Origin of the sequence: Serratia sp. PF-27, assembly GCF_030053255.1 — a bacterium.
GTDB lineage: Bacteria > Pseudomonadota > Gammaproteobacteria > Enterobacterales > Enterobacteriaceae > Serratia > Serratia bockelmannii.
Map to the genome: position 1 here is coordinate 577,860 of NZ_JASGBT010000022.1, position 18,882 is coordinate 596,741.

An 18,882-nucleotide genomic window follows, 5' to 3' on the forward strand; every position below is an offset into this window, starting at 1 on the left:
AGCCTGCGGGCTGGTTTTTTTATGCCTGAAAATTGCCGTCAAACGCCCCTGAATGGCGTATCATTCATAAGGTTTTTTCTTATGGATGATATGCACGGGAGATGCCATGAGTTGGCAGCAGTTCAAATCTCAATACCTGGTGCGCTTTTGGGCGCCGCTGCCGGCGGTGATCGCTGCCGGGATCCTTTCTACCTACTACTTCGGCATGACCGGCACCTTCTGGGCGGTGACCGGGGAATTCACCCGCTGGGGCGGCCATGTGCTGCAGTGGTTCGGCCTGCACCCCGAGCAGTGGGGCTATTTCAAGGTTATCGGCCTGCAGGGCACGCCGCTGGAACGCATCGACGGGCGCATGATCATCGGCATGTTCGCCGGCTGCATCGCCGCCGCGCTGTGGGCCAACAACATCAAGCTGCGCCAGCCGCAGCACCGCATTCGCATCGTGCAGGCGCTGCTGGGCGGCATCATCGCCGGTTTCGGCGCGCGCCTGGCGATGGGCTGTAACCTGGCAGCGTTTTTCACCGGCATCCCGCAGTTCTCGCTGCATGCCTGGTTCTTCGCGCTGGCGACCGCCGCCGGCTCCTACTTCGGCGCCAAATTCACGCTGTTGCCGATGTTCCGCATCCCGGTCAAATTGCAAAAGGTGAAGTCCGCCGCGCCGTTGACGCAGAAGCCTGAGCAGGCGCGCCGCCGCTTCCGGCTGGGCATGGCGGTCTTCGGCCTAGCGGTGGCCTGGTCGTTGTGGACGCTGTTCGATGCGCCGAAGCTCGGTATCGCCATGCTGTTCGGTATCGGCTTCGGTTTGCTGATCGAACGCGCGCAGATCTGCTTCACCTCGGCGTTCCGCGATCTGTGGATCACCGGCCGCACTCACATGGCGAAAGCCATCATCATCGGCATGGCGGTGAGCGCCATCGGCATCTTCAGCTACGTGCAGCTCGGCGTGGCGCCGAAGATCATGTGGGCCGGCCCGAATGCGGTGCTGGGCGGCTTGCTGTTCGGCTTCGGCATCGTGCTGGCTGGCGGTTGCGAAACCGGCTGGATGTACCGCGCGGTGGAAGGGCAGGTGCACTACTGGTGGGTGGGGCTGGGCAACATCATCGGCGCTACGCTGCTGGCCTATTACTGGGACGATCTGGCGCCGGCGCTGGCGACCGACTACGACAAGATCAACCTGCTCGACACCTTCGGCCCGATCGGCGGCCTGCTGGTGACTTACCTGCTGCTGGCGCTGGCCTTCGCCGCCATGCTGTGGTGGGAGAAACGCTTTTTCCGCGCCCGGCCTGAGGCGCAGGTGGTGAATTTGAGGAGCATGCCATGAAAGCGACGACGATAGTGCCGGACTACCGGCTGGACATGCTGGGCGAGCCTTGCCCGTACCCGGCGGTGGCGACGCTGGAGGCGATGCCGCAGTTGAAACCGGGGGAGATCCTGGAGGTGATCAGCGATTGCCCGCAGTCGATCAACAACATCCCGCTTGATGCGCGCAACCACGGCTACAAGGTGCTGGATATCCAGCAGGACGGGCCGACCATCCGCTACCTGATCCAGCGTTAACGCCGAGGCGGTGGGGTTCCCCACCGCCTTTTCGCTTTTTATCCCTTCACGATGTCGCCCTTCACGCCGGCAACAATCTTGAACGAACGCAGCCGCGCCTGGTGATCGAAAATCTGGCCGTTGACCATGATCTCGTCGGCATCGGTTTCACGCAGCAGCGTTTGCAGCCCGTGGCGCACCGTTTTTTCATCGCCGACGATCGACATCCGCAGCGCCTGTTCGACGCCGTATTGTTCACCGGCGGTCCACAGCGCGTGGATGTTATCCACTGGCGGCGGCAGCGGACCGGGCGAACCGCGGCGCAGATTGATGAATTGCTGCTGCATCGAGCTGAACAGGAAGCGCGCATCGCGGTCGCTGTCGGCGGCGATCACGTTGACGCACACCATGGCGTGCGGCTGCGCCAGCTGTTTGGACGGTTTGAAGTTCTCGCGGTACAGCTGCAGCGCCTGGAACAGCATATCCGGGGCGAAGTGCGAAGCGAAGGCGAACGGCAGGCCGAGCTGCGCCGCCAGCTGCGCGCTATAGAGGCTGGAACCGAGCAGCCAGAGCGGCACATGCAGCCCCTGGCCCGGCACCGCCTGCACCGGCTGGCCGGGCTGCGCGTCGCAGAAATAGTTTTGCAGTTCCTGCACGTCGCGCGGGAAGGTATCCACGTCGCCGGACAGGTGGCGGCGCAGCGCCATCATGGTGCGCTGGTCGGTGCCGGGCGCGCGGCCCAACCCCAGGTCGATGCGCCCCGGGTAGAGCGACTCCAGCGTGCCGAACTGCTCGGCGATCACCAGCGGCGCATGGTTCGGCAGCATCACGCCGCCGGAGCCGAGGCGAATGCTCTGGGTGCCGGCGGCCAGATAGCCCAGCAGCACCGAGGTGGCGGCGCTGCCGATGCCGGTCATGTTGTGGTGCTCGGCCAGCCAGTAGCGCTGGTAGCCCCAGCGTTCGGCGTGCTGCGCTAAGTCCAGCGAACAGTGGAAAGCGTCGCGCGCTTTGGCCCCTTGCGGGATTGGCGATAAATCCAGTACCGACAGCGGTACCGCAGTGTGTTCAGTCATGACATCGTCCATCAGAGAGTGGATCGCTTAAAGGGCGATTGCAGGAGTCTGCATACCAAAAAGCCGAAAAAAGATGCTTTTTAGTGTTAAAAGCATAATCCAATTTATAGTTATAAAAGAGGAGATATGTGCTTGTGATATCCTCATGAGAGCAATGGTGTTTTTTGGAGCAATTTGAGACATGGAAATGATGATCCCCGCCCGCCGCTTACCGTTCCGGGAGCTGACATAATGAAAAAAAAGACGCTGTTTACCCTGTTGCTGATGTTGGCGGCGATCGCATTGGCGATCCTGTTCCGCGCGCACAATCAGGATCTGTTGCTGCAGGGTGAAGTGGATGCCCCCGAAGTGATCGTCGCATCCAAGGCGAAAGGCCGGGTCGTTGAACGCCTGATCGAACGCGGCGACGACGTGAAAAGCGGCCAACTGATCATTCAACTCGATAGCCCCGAACTGATGGCGCAGCTGCGTTCCGCACAGGCGACGCGCGACGAGGCCAAGGCGCAGCTTGAGCTGTCGCTGCACGGCACCCGTGAAGAGAGCATCCGCAACCTGCGCGCCAACCTGGCGCAGGCCGAGGCGCAGTACCGCAATGCGCAAAACGACTACAACCGGAACCTGAGCGTGGCCGGCAAGGGCTATATCTCGAAGTCCGAGCTGGACGCTTCGCGCCGGTCGCGCGACACCGCCTTCCAACAGGTGCAGGCCGCCAAGGCCAATCTGGATGAAGGCATTAACGGCGACCGCGTCGAGCAGCGGCAGCAATATGCGGCGGCGCTGCGGGCGGCGGAAGAGAATCTGCTGCAGATCCAGGCGCAGAGCGACGATCTGCAGGTGAAAGCGCCGGTGGACGGCGAAGTGGGGCCGATCCCGGCCGAAGTGGGCGAATTGCTGAACGCCGGCAGCCCGCTGGTGACGTTGATCCGGGTGCCGGACGCCTACTTCGTGTTTAACCTGCGTGAAGACATCCTGGCCCACGTGCGCAAAGGCGACAAGGTCACGCTGCGGGTGCCGGCGCTGAAGGACAAAATGATCGACACCGAGGTGCGCTACATCGCGCCGCTGGGGGATTACGCCACCAAACGCGCCACCCGCGCCACTGGCGACTTCGACCTGAAAACCTTCGAAGTGCGCCTGTATCCGTCACAGCCGGTGGACGGCCTGCGTCCGGGGATGAGCACCTTATGGCAATGGAAAGAGTAAGGGCCGGCTGGCGCTGCTTCAGTCACGCGTTCGACAAAGAGTGTCGCGTCGCCTTTCGCAGCCCGGTGGTGCACTGGCTGAGCTGGATCTTTCCGCTGATCCTGTTTGTGCTGATCAGCAGCAACTTCTCCGAAGGCACGCTGCTCGATCTGCCGGTCTCGGTGGTGGACAGCGATCACAGCCCGCTGTCCAAATCGCTGACGCGGCGGCTGGACGCCGGCTCGCACGCCCACGTCGAGGCATATGGCGGCGGGCTGCCGGAGTCGCTGAGCCGCCTGCGCAGCGCGCAGGATTACGCGTTGCTGTATATCCCGCCGGACTTTGAGGCCAACGCGCTGTCGGGCAAACAGCCTAGCGTAGTGATGTACTACAATGCGTTGTTCTACGGTGCCGGGCTGTACTCCACCCAGGACTTTGGCGGCCTGATGAACGAAATCAACGCCAGCACCCGCAGCATCATCGCCACCGAGATGGGTAAAACGCTGCCGCCGTTGGCGGACGTGACGCTCTCCTACGGCAGCCTGTTCAACGCCAGCGGCAGCTATATCTATTACCAGCAGTTCGCCGCCACCATCCACCTGCTGCAGCTGTTCGCGGTGACCTGCATGATCTACGTGCTGGCGCGCAGCAAGTCGCTGCTGCAGGCCAAGCCGTTCAGCCTGGCGCTGCTCGGCAAGCTGGCACCGTACACGCTGTGTTTCACCACCCTGCTGATGGTGGAGATCGCGGCGCTGGTGGGTATCTTTGACGCCCGCGTCAGCGGCAATCCGCTGTTTATGCTGATGATCGGCCTGTTCTACGTGATGGCGGCGCAGAGCATCGGCCTGCTGCTGTACACCTTTACCGGCAGCACCATCACCGCCTACAGCCTGATTGGTATTTTGGTCAGTATCGCGATGACCTTCTCCGGCATGGCGGTGCCTGAGCTGTCGATGCCGCTGCCGGCGCGCATCATTTCCAACATCGAACCGCTGACCCACGCGCTGTACGCGATGTTCGACGTGTTCCTGCGGCAGGTGCACGCCAGCGCCATCTTCAGCGTGTGCGCGCTGCTGGCGGTCTATCCGCTGGTGGCCGCGCTGCTGGTGCGCAATCGCCTGCCGGCGCGGCTGGCAAAAGAGGGGAACGCCGGATGAAGCTCTATTGGCAAACCTTCGTTAAGGTGTTGCTCGGCATGCTGGAGCGGCCGGTGTGGCTGATGCTGATCCTGTCGCTGTGCATCATGAGCCTGGTGTACGCCAACCGCACGGTGTGGGATCTGCCGGTGGGGGTGGTCGATCAGGACCACAGCACCGCCAGCCGCCAGCTGATCCGCCAACTGGACGCCACCTCCAAGATAGCGATTGAAACCTACGACAGCCTGGAACAGGCACAGCGCGATCTCAGCTGGCGCAAGCTGTTTGCGGTGATCATCATGCCGGTGGATCTGGAGAAGAAGATCCTCAGCGGGCAGAACATCGTGGTGCCGGTGTACGGCGACGCCACCAACCGTCTGGCCAACGGCCAGATCCAACAGGACGTGGTGGCGGCCTATCAGCAGCTGCTGACGGAGTACAACAACGGGCTGCTGCTGCGCAGCGGTTTCAGCGAACGGCAGGCGCAGATACTGCTGACGCCGATACTGGGGCAAACGCTGGACGTGTTTAACCCCGGCATCAGCTTCGCGGCGATCATCTTTCCCGGCCTGTTGGTGATGCTGTTGCAGCACTCGCTGCTGATCGCCTGTATCCGCGTCAATATCGCCATGAAGAGCATGCCCGGCGGCAAAGCGCCGCTGGCGGCGCACCTCGGCGGGCTGACGGCGCTGCTGCCGATCTGGCTGTTCCTGTCGATCGTGCTGTTCGTGCTGTGGCCGTGGGTCTTGGGCTATCGGCAGACGGCGAACATCGCCGAACTGCTGCTGCTGACCTTCCCGTTCCTGCTGGCGGTATTGGGGCTGGGCAAGCTGGTGACCGAGTGCCTGCGCAGCGTCGAGATGATCTACCTGACGCTGGCGTTCATCACGACGCCGGTCTTCTACCTGTCCGGCACTATCTGGCCGCTGCAGTCGATGCCGGCCTGGGTGCGCGCCATCTCGTACAGCATTCCCTCCACCTGGGGCACCAAGGCGATCGCCGGCGTCAACCAGATGGGGCTGTCGCTGAATGAAGTGTGGGGCGACGTGGTGATGATGCTGATACTCGGCGTGGTCTACACCCTGCTGGGCTTCGGCGTGGCCTTCTTGCGCAACAGCGTGGCGCTGCGCGGGATGTTCAGGAAACGGCGGGCGAGTTGATTGAAAACTCCCCTCGGTGAGGAGGGGAGCGAGGATCACCCCACCAACTCCAACCCCGCCACGCGGCGCCAGTAGCCGTTGCAGTCGACGTGGTTGGTCAAGGCCAGCGGCTGCTCGCCGCGCTCGTTGGCGCGGAAGGCGTCGATCTGTGCCAGCGTCTCGGCGCCCTGCGGCGACAGTCGCACGATGTCCACCAGCCCCTGCATGCTTGGCAGCTCGTTGCCGAGGTTGTAGCAGTAACCGCTCATGGTCTGGATGCCGTTGAGTACGAACACCTGCTGCTGTTCCTGGGAGCGCATCATGCGACCCTGCGGATACTTGATGCAGCAGGTTTCGCACTCGTCCTTGCCGCGGTTTTCCGAGCGGGCGGTGAAGCAGCGCGCCGAATAGGCCAGCGGCAGATGGCCGTAGCTCAGCACCTCCACCTCGAAGTCGTGGCGGAAGCCCAGCTCGTCGCACTGCGTCAGCAGATTGGCCAGCCAATCGCGTGACAGCTCGACCGGCATGCACCAGCGCATCATGCCCTGGCGGCGCAGCAGGCGCAGAGTATAGGCGTTGTAGCAGTTCAGCGCATGGCCGGCGACGAACGGCAGACCGCGTTCCGCCGCCATGTTCACTGCGCCCAGATCGTTAGCTTCAAACAGGAACTCGCCGTTCTCCACATAGCGTTTCAGCTCATTCAGTTCGGACGGCGCCTGCAGCAGCGCCAGCGTGGAGATCACCACCTGCTTGCCGCTGCGGGCGATGTCGCGCGCCAGCGCCAGCCAATCGCCGACCTTCATCTCGCGCCGCTTGGTGCAGACGCTCTCGCCGAGATAAATGATGTCGGCGTTACTCTCCGCCGCCTGCTGATAGAACGCCGCGATGTCGTTTTTCGGCCAGTAGTAGAGTACCGGCCCCAGTGCGTATTTCATGTTTCCTCCGGCTACTGCCATTTGCGGTGATAGGCGCCCAGCGTGGTCTGGGTGCCCTCGGACATCGCGCCCAGCGTCTCCATCCAGGCGGCGTCGGCGCGGTAGGCGGCCGGATCGGCCTGGCAACGGTCGATCGCCTGGCGCCAGACGCGCGCCACCTGGCTGACGTAAGCCGGGCTGCGCTGGCGGCCTTCGATCTTCACCGAGGCAATGTTGGCGGCCAGCAGCTCCGGCAGCAGCTCCAGCGTATTGAGGCTGGTGGGCTCTTCCAGCGCGTGGTAGCGCACGTCGTCCACCAGATAGCGGCCCTTGCACAGCGTCGGGTAACCGGCGTTTTCATGGTCCTGGTAGCGGTCGATCAGCACGTCGTTCAGGCGCGACTCCATGCCCTGCGGGGTTTGCTGCCAGCGCACGAAACGCGCCGGCGAACAGGCGCCGACGGTGTTCGGCGACTCGCCGGTCAGGTAGGAAGAGAGATAGCAGCGCCCCTCGGCCATGATGCACAGGCTGCCGAAGGCGAACACTTCCAGCGGCACCGGGCTGGTGCGTGCCAGCTGTTTCACCTGATGCATCGACAGCACGCGCGGCAGCACCACCCGGCCGACCTCGAAGTTGCGCTGGTAAAAACGGATCGCTTCCTCGTTGGTGGCGGAAGCCTGCACCGAAACGTGGCGTTCCAACTGCGGATAGCGTTGGGCGGCGTATTCCAGCATCGCCAGATCCGCCAGAATCAGGGCGTCGGCGCCCAGTTGGGCCGCCATATCCACCGCGCGCTGCCAGCGGGCATAGCCGTCGGGATGGGCGAAGGTGTTGATGGCGATATGCAGTTTGCGGCCGTGGCGATGCACATAATCGACCGCTTCCTGCAGCTTTTTCTCGGTGAAGTTAAGGCCGGCGAAGTGGCGCGCGTTGGTATCGTCTTTCAGACCGATGTAAACGGCATCGGCGCCGTTATCCACCGCGGCCTTCAGGGCCGGCAGGTTGCCGGCGGGACAAAGCAGCTCCATAGATTTATCCTGGCTTAGCCGTGCGCCCGGCCGGGCGCACGCTGTCTTTAAAGGTTGCCGGCGGCGGTGTTCCGCCGGCAAATGCGAATCGGGGAGGTCATTTTAGGCAATGGGGCACACACAGGTTTTGATTTGAGGCAGCTTATGGCGTATTGATAAACATGGCGGTGAAATGCACTATTTGTTGATATAGACCGCTGAAGCCGCGCGTCAGTGTGGCAAAATAGCGGTAGTCCGTATTGAAAGGAGTGGATGACCGTGTTGGAACAACTACGAGCACGCCTTGTGCGCCAGGGGCCGTCGCTGCTGCGCATCCCGCTGAAATTCACGCCGTTCGCTCTGCAGCGTCAGCTGCTGCAACAGGTGCTGAGCTGGCAGTTCCGCCAGGCATTGGCGGATGGGGATCTGGAGTTTCTCGAATCGCGTTGGCTGAAGATCGAAGTTCGCGATCTGGCGCTACAATGGTTTATGACGGTAGAAAACGACAAACTGGTGGTCAGCCAGCACGCCGAAGCGGACGTCAGCTTCAGCGGCGATGCCAACGATCTGATCCTGATCGCGGCGCGCAAGCAAGATCCGGATACGCTGTTCTTTCAGCGTCGGCTGCAGATTGAAGGGGATACCGAATTGGGCCTGTATGTGAAAAATTTGATGGACGCCATCGAGCTGGAAAGCATGCCTGCGCCGCTGCGCATGGGGCTGTTGCAGTTGGCTGATTTTGTCGAAAAAGGGTTGCAGGAGGGCACGGCGTCGGCTTCCCGTGTGGCGGTATCATGCTGATCCGCGTAGAGATCCCGGTAGACGCGGCGGGCATCGACACCTTGCTGCGCCGCGCCTTTGGCCGCGACGACGAAGCCGATCTGGTGCAGCAGCTGCGCGAAGACGGCCTGCTGACGCTGGGCGTGGTCGCCACTGACGACGAAGGCGGGGTAGTGGGTTACGCCGCGTTCAGCCCGGTAGACGTGGCCGGCGAAGACCGCCAATGGGTGGCGCTGGCGCCGCTGGCGGTAGACGAAAGCCTGCGCCGCCAGGGGCTGGCTGAAAAGCTGGTGTACGAAGGCCTGGATTCGCTGAACGAATTCAGCTACGCCGCGGTGGTGGTGCTGGGCGATCCGGCCTACTACGGCCGCTTCGGCTTTAAACCGGCCGCCACCTATGGCCTGAACTGCCGCTGGCCGGACACGGAAAGCGCGTTCCAGGTGTATCCGCTGGCGGAAGACGCCCTGAATGGCGTCAGCGGCGAAGTGGCTTTTTCGGCGCCGTTTAATCGCTTTTAACGACCGGCAATAGATACGCCAACGACAGCGGCGGGTGATTCACCAGCCGCTCTTTTTGTATTTTGCTCAGCTGTTTGACGCGGTATTCCAGCTTCAGCGCCGTTGAGCGATCCCCCACCTGGCAGTGAAACGCCAATGTCAGTTCCCCTTTACCGCGCAGCGCCTTGGCGCCTTTGCCGGCTTGGTGCTGTGCCAGGCGGCGCGCCACGTCGGTAGTGATGCCGGTATACAGCATGCCGCTCGGTAAACGCAGCATATAGAGGTGCCAGGGAGTGGGGGTAGTGTCGGTCATCGTACGCCGTTTCGGTGGCCAGGGTCGGCGTATGATGGCATGTTCGCCATCACAATCCCATCCCCGGCCGCCGGAGCCTTACCGCTTTACCCCTTTTTTCCCGCCAGCTCGAAGCGCGGCGAGACGATGCCGTACAGCGTCCAGCCGAGGAAGGTGGCGATGGCGCCCCACATCATCGCTTCTTCACCGGAGCTGTAGAGCGCATAGAAGCTGTACAGCGCGCCGATGCCGGCGATGATATTGGCGATGCGCGCCTTGTTGTCCGGCACCTTCGCCACTTTCTGAATAATGACCAGCGCCGCCATCGACAGGATGTAAGGGATGATGTTGGTCACCACCGCCAGGTTCACCAGCACGTTGAACTGCTTGTTCAGCGACGGGCTGATGGTCATCAGCGACAAACCGCTCTGGATGACGACGATGGTCAGCATGCCTTTAACCGGCGCGTCGGCCTTGCTCAGCTTGGAGAAAATTTTCGGGAAGAAGCCGCTGTCGGCGGAGGATTTGAACACCTGAGCGATGGTGAACTGCCAGCCGAGCAGCGAGCCGACGCAGGACATGACCATCAACGCCATGATGATCTTGCCGACCGTCGGGTTGAACATGTGGGAGAACGCCAGCCCGAACGGGGCGGTGGAGTTGGCCAGATCCATGTTCGGCACGATGCCGGCGATCACGTTGGTCGAAATGATATAGATCACCGCCGCGCTGAGGGTGCCGCCCAGTACGGCGATCGGCACGTTGCGCTCCGGGTTTTCCACCACGTCGGTGTTGGCGCAGGCGGATTCCAGCCCCAGGAACGCCCACAGGGTCATTGAGATCGAGGCGCCGATGGCTTCGAAGGTCGGCACCTGATGTGGGTTCCAGGCGGCGACGTAGGCGCTGCCGCTGAACCAGTACCAGCCGATGACCGAGATGCCCACCACCGGAATGATCACGCCCCAGACGGTGATGCCGCTAATTTTGCCGGTGATACGCGCGCCACCGAAGTTGGCGACGGTCGCCAGCCACAGCACGCCGATGGTGGCGATACAGATCCCGAGCGGGCTGAGCGTGGTGTCGAACAGCTCGGTGCCGTAGCCGACGGCGGAAATGGCGATGGCGATGTTGGCGATCAGCAGCGAAACGCCGTAGGTGTAGTTCGCCATGAAGTTGCCGGATTTACCGAAGGCGTATTCGGCGTAGCCGCCCATGCCGCCGGATTTACGGCTGAACATGCCGCATTTGGCGAAGGCGTAGGCCAGCGCCATCGAGCCGACAGCGGTCACCAGCCAGGAAACGATCGAAATCGTGCCCACTTCGGCCAGCTTGGTCGGCAGCATAATTATGCCGGAACCCATCATATTCACGGCGGTCAGGATCGTTAATTGCACGACCCCCATTTTATTATTGGACTTACTCATGATCATTTTCTCTTTTAGGATGCGATCCGGGCGGCGGGAATCATCGCCGCCCCGTAAGGTGATTAATTTTTCATGACGTAGCCGTAAGCACGGTTCCAGCCGTCCTCATCCTGTTGGATATAAACGCCCTGTAATTCCGGCGCGAATCCTGGCAATAAATTGATGCCTTCTTCCAGTGCCAGGAAATAACGCTGCGCGGCGCCGCCCCAAATTTCACCGGGCACCACGCACAGCACGCCTGGTGGGTAAGGCAGGGCGCCTTCGGCGGCGATGCGGCCCTCGGCCTTGGCCAGCGACACCAATTCCACATTGCCGCGCACGAACTCGGTATTGGCATCCTGCGGATTCATTACCACGCGCGGGAAATAACTTTTGCGGAACATCTCTTTTTGCAGTTCTTTAACGTCATAGCTGACGTAAAGATCGTGCATTTCCTGGCACAGCTGGCGGATGGTGTAGTTTTTGTAGCGCTGCTGGTGGTTTTTATAGACCGCAGGCAGCACCTCGCTGAGCAGGGAGTTTTGCTCGATGTGCTTCTCGAAGCGGGCGATCAGGGCCACCAGGTGCTGCATCTTGGCGATGTCTTCCGCCGGCGTCAGCAGGAACAGGATCGAGTTGAGATCGCATTTTTCCGGCACGATGCCGTTTTCGCGCAGGTAGTTGGCCAGAATGGTCGCCGGGATGCCGAACTCGCTGTAGCTGCCGGTGGCGGTATCGATACCCGGCGTGGTGAGCAGCAGCTTGCACGGATCGACGAAGTACTGCGACTCGGCATAGCCCTCAAAGGCGTGCCACTTCTCGCCGGGCACGAAGTTGAAGAAGCGCAGATCGTTGGCCATCGCCGCGGTGTCATAGGCCTGCCACGGCTTGCCGTCGATCTGATCCGGCACGAACGGTTTGATCATCGTGCAGGTGTCCAGCAGCATTTTGCGCGCTTCGATGCCCACGCGCACACATTCTTGCCACAGGCGCTGGCCGCTCTTGCCCTCGTGCATCTTGGCGTTGACGTCCAGCGCGGCGAACAGCGGATAGAACGGGCTGGTGGAGGCGTGCAGCATAAAGGCGTTGTTGAAGCGCTTGTGGTTGCAGTAGCGGCTCTGCCCCTTGATATGCTTGTCTTTTTTGTGGATCTGCGAGGTTTGCGAGAAGCCGGCCTGCTGTTTGTGCACCGACTGGGTGACGATGATGCCGGGATCGTTCTCGTTCAGCTCCAGCAGCAGCGGCGAGCAGTCTTTCATCATCGGAATGAACTGCTCATAGCCCACCCAGGCGGAGTCGAACAGGATGTAATCGCACAGGTGGCCAATCTTGTCGACCACCTGGCGGGCGTTGTAGATGGTGCCGTCGTAGGTGCCGAGCTGGATGATCGCCAGGCGGAACGGGCGGGCTTCGTTGGCGCGTTCCGGCGCCACTTCGCGGATCTGTTGGCGCAGGTAGCGTTCGTCGAAGCAGTGCGCGTCGATGCCGCCGATAAAGCCGAACGGGTTGCGGGCAGTTTCCAGATACACCGGCGTGGCGCCGGCCTGGATCAACGCGCCGTGGTGGTTGGATTTATGGTTGTTGCGGTCAAACAGCACCAGATCGCCGCGCGTCAGCAGGGCATTGGTCGCCACCTTGTTCGAGGCCGAGGTGCCGTTGAGCACGAAGTAGGTCTTGTCGGCGTTGAACACCTTGGCGGCGTGCTGCTGCGCCGCGCAAGGCGCGCCTTCGTGGATCAACAGATCGCCCAGTTTGACGTCGGCGTTGCACATGTCGGAGCGGAAAAGCGTTTCGCCGTAGAAGTCGAAGAACTGGCGGCCCGCCGGATGTTTGCGGAAGAACTCGCCGCCCTGGTGGCCGGGGCAGGCGAAGGTGGCGTTGCCCATTTCTACGTATTGCGTCAGCGTGTTGAAGAACGGCGGCAGCAGCTCGCTTTCATACTTGGCGGCGGCGGCCTCCAGCTGTTTGCCGTAGAACTGGGTATTCTTGCCGCACAGCTCAAACACACCGTGCAGCGCCGGCAAGACGGCGTTATCCAGCTCTTCTTCGCAGCAGACGGCGACGAACAGCGGAATGTTCAGGCCGTGTTCTTCTATGCGCGCCACCATGCCTTGCGTGACGTCGTCTACCGACAGCACAATGGCGGCGACGTCATTGAAATCGCTGTGGTGCACATCGACGATGTCGCGTTCGGTTTCAAAGCAGCCGAGGGTTTGGGTGTTGGCGGCAATTTTTAATTTTTTCATTTTTCTCATTCTTCAGGCAAAGGCATTCCGCCGGCAAATAATTCCATTTGCCGTTAACGCCTTCACGAAAATAAATGTGTGCGAGAACCCAGTGATGCCGAAAGGCATTAACTGTGTTCGCTGTTTTATTTAGCTTGGATGCGCTTGGCCGAAATTAAAAATCAATTGCGTGTCCTTCCCGGTTAGCGAGAAAGAGATATTATCACCGGCGTGCGGAGAATAAATAAAACGCAATGACACTCTTATCAACGGCGTAAGAGCGAGGGGGAGGGTTATCTGTAGTTGAAGAATGCGAAACTAAAGCAGCTGCGATGAGCCATCATCATAATATGGGTTGTGCGCCTGATGTGCGCCATTTTTCGGTTATTGTTTTCCATTTTCTAATCCACCTTGCTGAGTGAAAAGATGGCGCTATTTTAACGCAAGGTGGGCTAAAAATCGTGATTAAAGTCACATAAATGCCGGTGTTTATAAATAACTATTCACCTGTTATGCAATGAATTGCATAAGTATCATCCGGGTCCAGAGGTTGGCATGTAAATGAATTGCTAATGCTCGCGGCCCTTAAGCGCTTAATTTCAATGGCGCTCGGAAAGGAATAAAAAAAGCGGTCAAATAACCGGCTACATGACGATCAAATAAATCCGCCTTGTGTTTTTTATGTTATCAATCTGCTTTATGCAAAAATAAATAAAAATTCATTATTGTTGTGTTTATATTCATGTGTGATTTTTGATGATTATCGTTATTTGTGACTCGCCTCAACAACGCAGGGTAAGATGAAGTGAGTGAACCGGGAGGCGAGTAACCTTGAATACCTCAGAACAACGGCAACAGATTGCGGATTTCATCGGCAAGCAACATGTCTTAACGCTGTGCGCTGGCGACGGCCTCGACATGTGGTGCGCCAACTGTTTTTACGTGTTCGACGCCGCGACGATGGCGCTGTGGCTGATGACCGAACCGCACACCCGCCACGGCGGGCTGATGCTGAACAACGGCCGGGTGGTCGGCACCATCGCGCCGAAACCGAAAAGCATCGCGCTGATCCGCGGCGTGCAATACCGCGCCGAGGCGGTGCTGCTGAGCGGTGAAGAAGCCGAGGCGGCGCGCGCGCGTTACTGCAAGCGCTTCCCGATCGCCAGGGCGATGAAGGCCTCGGTATGGCGGCTGGATCTGCACGAGGTGAAGATGACCGACAACACCCTCGGCTTCGGCAAGAAGCTGCACTGGGCGCGGTCTATACTTTAAGTCGACCTATTGATTACAACGGGAGATTGCATGGCGCGAGCACTGTTAGTCGGCGCAACCGGGCTGGTGGGGCGCGAGTTGCTGCAGCTGTTGCAAAGCGATCCGCAGATAACGGCCATCGTGGCGCCGACGCGTGCGCCGCTGCCGCCGCACGGCAAGCTGACCAACCCGGTCGGCGATGCGCTGTTCGAGCTGCTGAGCGGCCTGCAGCAGCCGGTCGATCTGGTGTTCTGCTGCCTGGGCACCACCCGCCAGGCGGCGGGCAGCGCCGATGCCTTCCGCTACGTCGATTACCAACTGGTGGTGGAGAGCGCGCTGACCGGCCGCCGGTTGGGGGCACAGCACTGTCTGGTGGTGAGTGCGTTGGGCGCCAACGCGGATTCCACCTTCCTGTATAACCGCACCAAAGGCGAAATGGAGCAAGCGCTGCGCGAACAGCGCTGGCCGCGCCTGACGCTGGTGCGGCCTTCCATGCTGGTAGGGGAGCGCCCTGCGCCGCGCCTGATGGAGCGCCTCACGCTGCCGCTGTTCAGGCTGTTGCCCGGCAAATGGCGCGCCGTCTCCGCCAAAGACGTGGCGCAGACGCTGCTGCAGCAGGCGTTCACGCCGGGCGAAGGGGTCAGGGTGCTGGAGTCGGATCGGCTGCACTGCTACCGAGACTGACGCTGAGGTGGTCGAACGCCAGCTCCAGCCCGGCGGGCAGCTCGTTGTCCAGCAGCCACAGATCGAGATGATGGCTGATGTGCGTCAGCAGCGTGCGCTTGGGCTGCAGCAACTGCTGCGTCTCCTGCGCGCGGGTCAGGTCGTTGTGGTTGCGCGGCGCCTGCGGCTGAGGCGGCAGGCTGCAATCGAGCACCAGCAGATCCAGCGCCACGTTCTGCAGATAGTCGGCGGTGGCCGGCGGCAGGCCGACGGTGTCGGTCAGGTAGGCCAGCGCAGCGCCCGCCGCCTGGATCAGGTAGCCGTGGGTCAGTTTGGAGTGTTGCAGCGGCAGCGGGGTGATGCGCATGCCGCCCAGTTCGACGGTGGCGAAGGGCGCCAGCGGCGGCTGAAACGCCAGAATGCCCGGGTGTTTGAACAGGTCGTCGCAGCCCTGTTCATCCGGTGGGCCATACACCGGAATGGAATTTCCGCACCCCCAACGCAAAGGAAATAACCCCTGAACGTGATCCATGTGGTAATGTGTCAGTAAAAAACGTTGAATTTGCCCCGCCGAAAATCGCCGCTCCAAAGCCGGCAATCCCGCATCCAATAAGGTCGTTTCCCCCTGATAGTTGAGCATGGCGCTGCACGCTCGCCGCCGAAATGCCGGCTCGCGCCGCGCCCGTTGGCAGCTCAGGCAGTCGCAGCCGAACACCGGCACCTGCTGCGCGCCGCCGGTGCCGAGAAAGGTCAGTTGCATCGCTTCCCTCTCCATTAAAGGTACTTCTGCGCAAAGCGGTGGATGTCGCGAAAATCCGCCAGCCGCGCCTGCAGCGTAGCGTGATCCCAGTGCCACCACTGGCTGCGTTCGATACGCTCGATCAGCGCATCGTCGAAGCGCATGCCGATCTTTTTGGCCGCCACGCCGGCGACGATGCTGTAAGGTTCCACGTCCTTGGTGACCACCGCCGCGCTGCCGATCACTGCGCCGTTGCCGACGCTGACGCCCGGCATCAGAATGGCGTTATGGCCGATCCACACGTCGTGGCCGACGGTGACGTGGTGCTCGCGCCGCCAGTCGAAGAATGCTGCGTCGTCTTCCCCCAGCCCGTATTCGGAAGCGCGATAGGTGAAGTGGTGCTGCGCAATGCGCTGGTAGGTCGGGTGGTTGCCGGGATTGATGCGCGCATAGGAGGCGATGGAGACGAACTTGCCGATAGTGGCGTAAAAGATCTGGTTGTGCCCGGCGGTGTAGGAGTAATCCCCCATCTCCACCTCTTCCAGGATCGCATCGTCGGCCAGGTGCACATACTGGCCGAGCCGGGTGCGGTTAAGGGTCACGTTGTCGCCGATTTTCGGCTGGGCAAAGTCGTTCATGGCGTCGCATCCTGAGCTTGTCGGGTAGGGGTGGGCAGCAGCGCCAGCAGCGCCGCCAGGGTATCGTCGAGTAGGCCGTCGTTGTGCAGCACCCGGCAGCCGGCGGGCAGACTCTGCTGATATTCCGCCGCCCGCGCCAGCCGCTGCTCGATCTGTTCGGCGCTTTCTCGCCCCCGATCCTGCAGGCGCCGGCGCAGGATCGCGGCGTTGACCTGCAGGCACACCGGCAGCAGCTGCGCACCGTAGCGCTGCTGCGCCTGCGGCAGGTGGGCGCGCGAACCGTTGACCGCCACGTCGATCCCCTGCAGCAACCAAAGATCCACTTCGATCCCGAACGCGTAGCGCTGCTGGTGGGCCTGCCAGTCGAGCGCGAACAGCCCCTTGGCGCGGCGGCGCAGAAATTCCGGTTCGCTCAGCGCGATGTGATTCTCGCAGCCGGCGTCCGCCGGCCGGGTGATGTAACGGTGCGCCACCAGCGGCGCGCGGTCGGCGTCGGCCCGCAGTGCGGCCAGCAGGCTGTCCTTGCCTGCGCCGGAAGGCCCCATCAGGTAGATGAGCCGCGCCATCAGAACACCTGCCTGCCCTGGCGCCACACGTTCTGCACATAAACGTGCTCGCCGTGCGGCCGTGCCAGCACCAGATCCGCCCGCAGCCCTTCGGCGAGGGTGCCGCGATCCTGCAGATCCAGCGCCCGCGCCGGGTTGCGGGTGATCATGCGCACCGCCTGGGGCAGATCGTAGGCGTTGCGTTCGTCCGCCGCGAGGCGAAACGCCGCATCCAGCAGGCTGGCCGGGTAATAATCGGAAGAGAGAATGTCCAACACCCCCAGCGCCGCCAGGTGGTGCGCCGCCACGTTGCCGGAGTGGGAACCGCCGCGCACGATGTTCGGCGCGCCCATCAGCACCTGCAGGCCCTGCTGGTGCGAGGCGCGGGCGGCCGCCTCGGTGGTGGGGAACTCGGCAATGGCGCTGCCCAGCGCGCAGGATTCGGCCACATGCGCGGCGGTGGCGTCGTCATGGCTGGCCAGCGAGATGCGGCGCGCGCGACAGTGGGCGGCGATCGCCTCGCGGTTCGGCGCGGCCCAGCGGGCGGACAGGGCGACCTGCTGCTCCTCGTACTCGCTCATCTGCTGGTCGTTGAGGTGGTATTTGCCCTGATAATATTCGCGGTATTTTTCGCGCGAGGCGAACTGGCGCTGGCCCGGCGAATGGTCCATCAGCGACACCAGCGACACGCCCGGCTTGTCCATCAGCTGTTCGAACAGCGACAGGGTGCTCTCGTGCGGCAGCTCGCAGCGCAGATGCAGCCGGTGCTCGGCGCGGTTCACCCCGGCGCGCTGGCTGTGGATCACCGCGTCGATCATCTTCTGCAGGTTTTCCAGCCGGTGGCCGCCGTCGCGCACGTCGCCGATCGCCACCGCGTCCAGCACCGTGGTGATGCCGTTGGCCACCATCAGCGCATCGTGGCTGCTCATCGCCGAATGGGCCGGCCAGTCGACGTTCGGGCGCGGGGTGAAGAACTTGTCCAGGTTGTCGGTATGCAGCTCGATCAGCCCCGGCAGCAGCCAGCCGCCGTCGCCGTCCAGCGCCTGCGGCAGCCGGCTCGGGCCGTCGGCGAAGCTGCGGATCACGCCGTCCTGCATCTCCAGCGAGCCTTGCACCACCTGGTCATCCAGCACCAGCTTAACGTTATTGACGATCATCAGAGGGCCTCCAGCGCCTGCGGCGCCTGCATGTCATAAAGCCGGTCGGCGACCTGTTGGCGAACGCCTTCATCGTGGAAAATGCCGACGATCGCCGCGCCGCGCGCCTTGGCGCATTCGATAAGCTGCACCACCGCCGCGCTGTTGCGGCTGTCGAGCGAGGCGGTCGGTTCGTCCAGCAACAGAATGGGGTAATCGACGATAAAGCCGCGCGCGATGTTCACCCGCTGCTGCTCGCCGCCGGAGAAGGTGGACGGCGCCAGCGGCCACAGGCGCTGCGGCACGTTGAGCGTTGCGAGCAGCGCTTCGGCGCGGTCGCGGCACTCGGCGCGCTCGACGCCCTGTTCCAGCAGCGGCTGCATCACCACCTCCAGCGCGCTGATGCGTGGGATCACCCGCAGGAACTGGCTGACCCAGCCCAGCGTATGGCGGCGCACCGCCAGAATCTGGCGCGCATCGGCGCTGACCATGTCCAGCCAGTCGCCCTGGTGGTGGATCCAGATATGGCCGCTGTCCGGCAGGTAGTTGGCGTACAGCGAGCGCAGCAGGGTGGATTTGCCGCTGCCGGAGTGGCCATGCAGCACCACGCATTCGCCGCCGTGGACCGTCAGGTTGGCGTCGTGCAGCACCGGTAGGCGGGTGCCGTACTGCTGATGCAGCACAAAGGTTTTACTGAGATGTTCAACTCGGATTTGCATAGTCATC

The 18,882-nt window shown here is 62.0% G+C and carries 21 protein-coding genes; 9 read left to right on the forward strand and 12 right to left on the reverse strand.

The features are described 5' to 3' along the window. The first annotated feature begins 106 nt into the window (after positions 1 to 106). The gene (gene yedE / locus QMZ29_RS22150) at positions 107 to 1,321 is read left to right on the forward strand and encodes a selenium metabolism membrane protein YedE/FdhT (RefSeq protein WP_049208590.1); all 1,215 of its coding nucleotides are present in this window, start codon (positions 107 to 109) and stop codon (positions 1,319 to 1,321) included. Then, the gene (yedF, locus tag QMZ29_RS22155; protein ID WP_033641662.1) at positions 1,318 to 1,557 is read left to right on the forward strand and encodes a sulfurtransferase-like selenium metabolism protein YedF; all 240 of its coding nucleotides are present in this window, start codon (positions 1,318 to 1,320) and stop codon (positions 1,555 to 1,557) included. The genes yedE and yedF overlap by 4 nt, the downstream gene beginning before the upstream one ends. Positions 1,558 to 1,595: 38 nt before the next feature. Here the strand turns inward: yedF and QMZ29_RS22160 are convergent, their stop codons facing one another. Further along, entirely contained in the window at positions 1,596 to 2,609 is a 1,014-nt protein-coding gene (locus QMZ29_RS22160; protein ID WP_060434461.1) for a luciferase-like monooxygenase, read from the reverse strand. A 231-nt stretch (positions 2,610 to 2,840) separates the two neighbouring features. Between QMZ29_RS22160 and QMZ29_RS22165 the strand changes: the two genes are divergently transcribed. Genes QMZ29_RS22165 through QMZ29_RS22175 form a run of 3 tightly spaced genes read left to right on the forward strand, consistent with a single transcriptional unit; the run spans position 2,841 to position 6,087 of the window. Then, positions 2,841 to 3,812 carry an HlyD family secretion protein gene (locus tag QMZ29_RS22165; protein ID WP_025305060.1) on the forward strand — a complete coding sequence of 324 codons (972 nt, stop codon included), beginning with the start codon at positions 2,841 to 2,843 and terminating at the stop codon, positions 3,810 to 3,812. Continuing rightward, positions 3,794 to 4,948, forward strand: a complete 1,155-nt coding sequence (locus QMZ29_RS22170) for an ABC transporter permease (protein ID WP_147823151.1) — start codon at positions 3,794 to 3,796, stop codon at positions 4,946 to 4,948. The genes QMZ29_RS22165 and QMZ29_RS22170 overlap by 19 nt, the downstream gene beginning before the upstream one ends. Continuing rightward, the gene (locus tag QMZ29_RS22175; protein ID WP_143779113.1) at positions 4,945 to 6,087 is read left to right on the forward strand and encodes an ABC transporter permease; all 1,143 of its coding nucleotides are present in this window, start codon (positions 4,945 to 4,947) and stop codon (positions 6,085 to 6,087) included. Before QMZ29_RS22170 ends, QMZ29_RS22175 begins: the two co-directional genes overlap by 4 nt. A 35-nt stretch (positions 6,088 to 6,122) precedes the next feature. On the opposite strand, the gene QMZ29_RS22180 is transcribed toward QMZ29_RS22175, so the two are convergent. Continuing rightward, on the reverse strand, positions 6,123 to 7,001 hold the full coding sequence (locus QMZ29_RS22180; RefSeq protein ID WP_099817053.1) for a U32 family peptidase: 879 nt from the start codon (positions 6,999 to 7,001) through the stop codon (positions 6,123 to 6,125). 11 nt (positions 7,002 to 7,012) lie between these two features. Next, entirely contained in the window at positions 7,013 to 8,008 is a 996-nt protein-coding gene (gene ubiU, locus QMZ29_RS22185) for a ubiquinone anaerobic biosynthesis protein UbiU (protein ID WP_015376422.1), read from the reverse strand. A 258-nt stretch (positions 8,009 to 8,266) separates the two neighbouring features. Between ubiU and ubiT the strand changes: the two genes are divergently transcribed. Together ubiT and QMZ29_RS22195 are read left to right on the forward strand one after the other, a co-directional pair. Further along, positions 8,267 to 8,788: a ubiquinone anaerobic biosynthesis accessory factor UbiT gene (gene ubiT, locus QMZ29_RS22190; RefSeq protein ID WP_025305082.1), complete on the forward strand. Its 522-nt coding sequence runs from the start codon at positions 8,267 to 8,269 to the stop codon at positions 8,786 to 8,788. Further along, positions 8,782 to 9,285 (forward strand): GNAT family N-acetyltransferase, encoded by a 504-nt coding sequence (locus QMZ29_RS22195; RefSeq protein WP_043139248.1) that lies wholly within the window; start codon positions 8,782 to 8,784, stop codon positions 9,283 to 9,285. Before ubiT ends, QMZ29_RS22195 begins: the two co-directional genes overlap by 7 nt. On the opposite strand, the gene QMZ29_RS22200 is transcribed toward QMZ29_RS22195, so the two are convergent. The 4 genes from QMZ29_RS22200 to speFL all read right to left on the reverse strand — a co-directional run bounded on the left by QMZ29_RS22200 (position 9,272) and on the right by speFL (position 13,582). Continuing rightward, entirely contained in the window at positions 9,272 to 9,577 is a 306-nt protein-coding gene (locus QMZ29_RS22200) for a GIY-YIG nuclease family protein (RefSeq protein WP_025305084.1), read from the reverse strand. The two genes, QMZ29_RS22195 and QMZ29_RS22200, sit on opposite strands and share 14 nt — an antisense overlap. A gap of 86 nt (positions 9,578 to 9,663) precedes the next feature. Next, positions 9,664 to 10,980: a putrescine-ornithine antiporter gene (gene potE / locus QMZ29_RS22205; protein WP_025305085.1), complete on the reverse strand. Its 1,317-nt coding sequence runs from the start codon at positions 10,978 to 10,980 to the stop codon at positions 9,664 to 9,666. Between the two features lie 62 nt (positions 10,981 to 11,042). Continuing rightward, the gene (speF, locus tag QMZ29_RS22210; protein WP_060448244.1) at positions 11,043 to 13,205 is read right to left on the reverse strand and encodes an ornithine decarboxylase SpeF; all 2,163 of its coding nucleotides are present in this window, start codon (positions 13,203 to 13,205) and stop codon (positions 11,043 to 11,045) included. 272 nt (positions 13,206 to 13,477) lie between these two features. Beyond that, positions 13,478 to 13,582: a leader peptide SpeFL gene (gene speFL, locus QMZ29_RS22215; RefSeq protein WP_004933443.1), complete on the reverse strand. Its 105-nt coding sequence runs from the start codon at positions 13,580 to 13,582 to the stop codon at positions 13,478 to 13,480. A 433-nt stretch (positions 13,583 to 14,015) separates the two neighbouring features. Between speFL and QMZ29_RS22220 the strand changes: the two genes are divergently transcribed. Together QMZ29_RS22220 and QMZ29_RS22225 are read left to right on the forward strand one after the other, a co-directional pair. Further along, on the forward strand, positions 14,016 to 14,456 hold the full coding sequence (locus QMZ29_RS22220; protein ID WP_025305087.1) for a YhbP family protein: 441 nt from the start codon (positions 14,016 to 14,018) through the stop codon (positions 14,454 to 14,456). A 30-nt stretch (positions 14,457 to 14,486) separates the two neighbouring features. Continuing rightward, entirely contained in the window at positions 14,487 to 15,119 is a 633-nt protein-coding gene (locus QMZ29_RS22225; RefSeq protein WP_099817052.1) for an NAD(P)H-binding protein, read from the forward strand. Here the strand turns inward: QMZ29_RS22225 and phnP are convergent. The 5 genes from phnP to phnL are packed head-to-tail and all read right to left on the reverse strand — an operon-like array spanning position 15,076 to position 18,881. After that, positions 15,076 to 15,858 (reverse strand): phosphonate metabolism protein PhnP, encoded by a 783-nt coding sequence (gene phnP, locus QMZ29_RS22230; protein ID WP_089181578.1) that lies wholly within the window; start codon positions 15,856 to 15,858, stop codon positions 15,076 to 15,078. The two genes, QMZ29_RS22225 and phnP, sit on opposite strands and share 44 nt — an antisense overlap. 14 nt (positions 15,859 to 15,872) lie before the next feature. Next, on the reverse strand, positions 15,873 to 16,475 hold the full coding sequence (locus QMZ29_RS22235; protein WP_049294737.1) for a DapH/DapD/GlmU-related protein: 603 nt from the start codon (positions 16,473 to 16,475) through the stop codon (positions 15,873 to 15,875). After that, the gene (gene phnN / locus QMZ29_RS22240; protein ID WP_049294738.1) at positions 16,472 to 17,041 is read right to left on the reverse strand and encodes a ribose 1,5-bisphosphokinase; all 570 of its coding nucleotides are present in this window, start codon (positions 17,039 to 17,041) and stop codon (positions 16,472 to 16,474) included. Before phnN ends, QMZ29_RS22235 begins: the two co-directional genes overlap by 4 nt. Continuing rightward, a complete protein-coding gene (gene phnM, locus QMZ29_RS22245; protein WP_261425361.1) occupies positions 17,041 to 18,177 on the reverse strand; it encodes an alpha-D-ribose 1-methylphosphonate 5-triphosphate diphosphatase in 1,137 nt (378 codons plus the stop codon). Before phnM ends, phnN begins: the two co-directional genes overlap by 1 nt. Continuing rightward, on the reverse strand, positions 18,177 to 18,881 hold the full coding sequence (phnL, locus tag QMZ29_RS22250) for a phosphonate C-P lyase system protein PhnL (protein WP_261425358.1): 705 nt from the start codon (positions 18,879 to 18,881) through the stop codon (positions 18,177 to 18,179). The genes phnM and phnL overlap by 1 nt, the downstream gene beginning before the upstream one ends. Position 18,882: the final 1 nt, after the last annotated feature.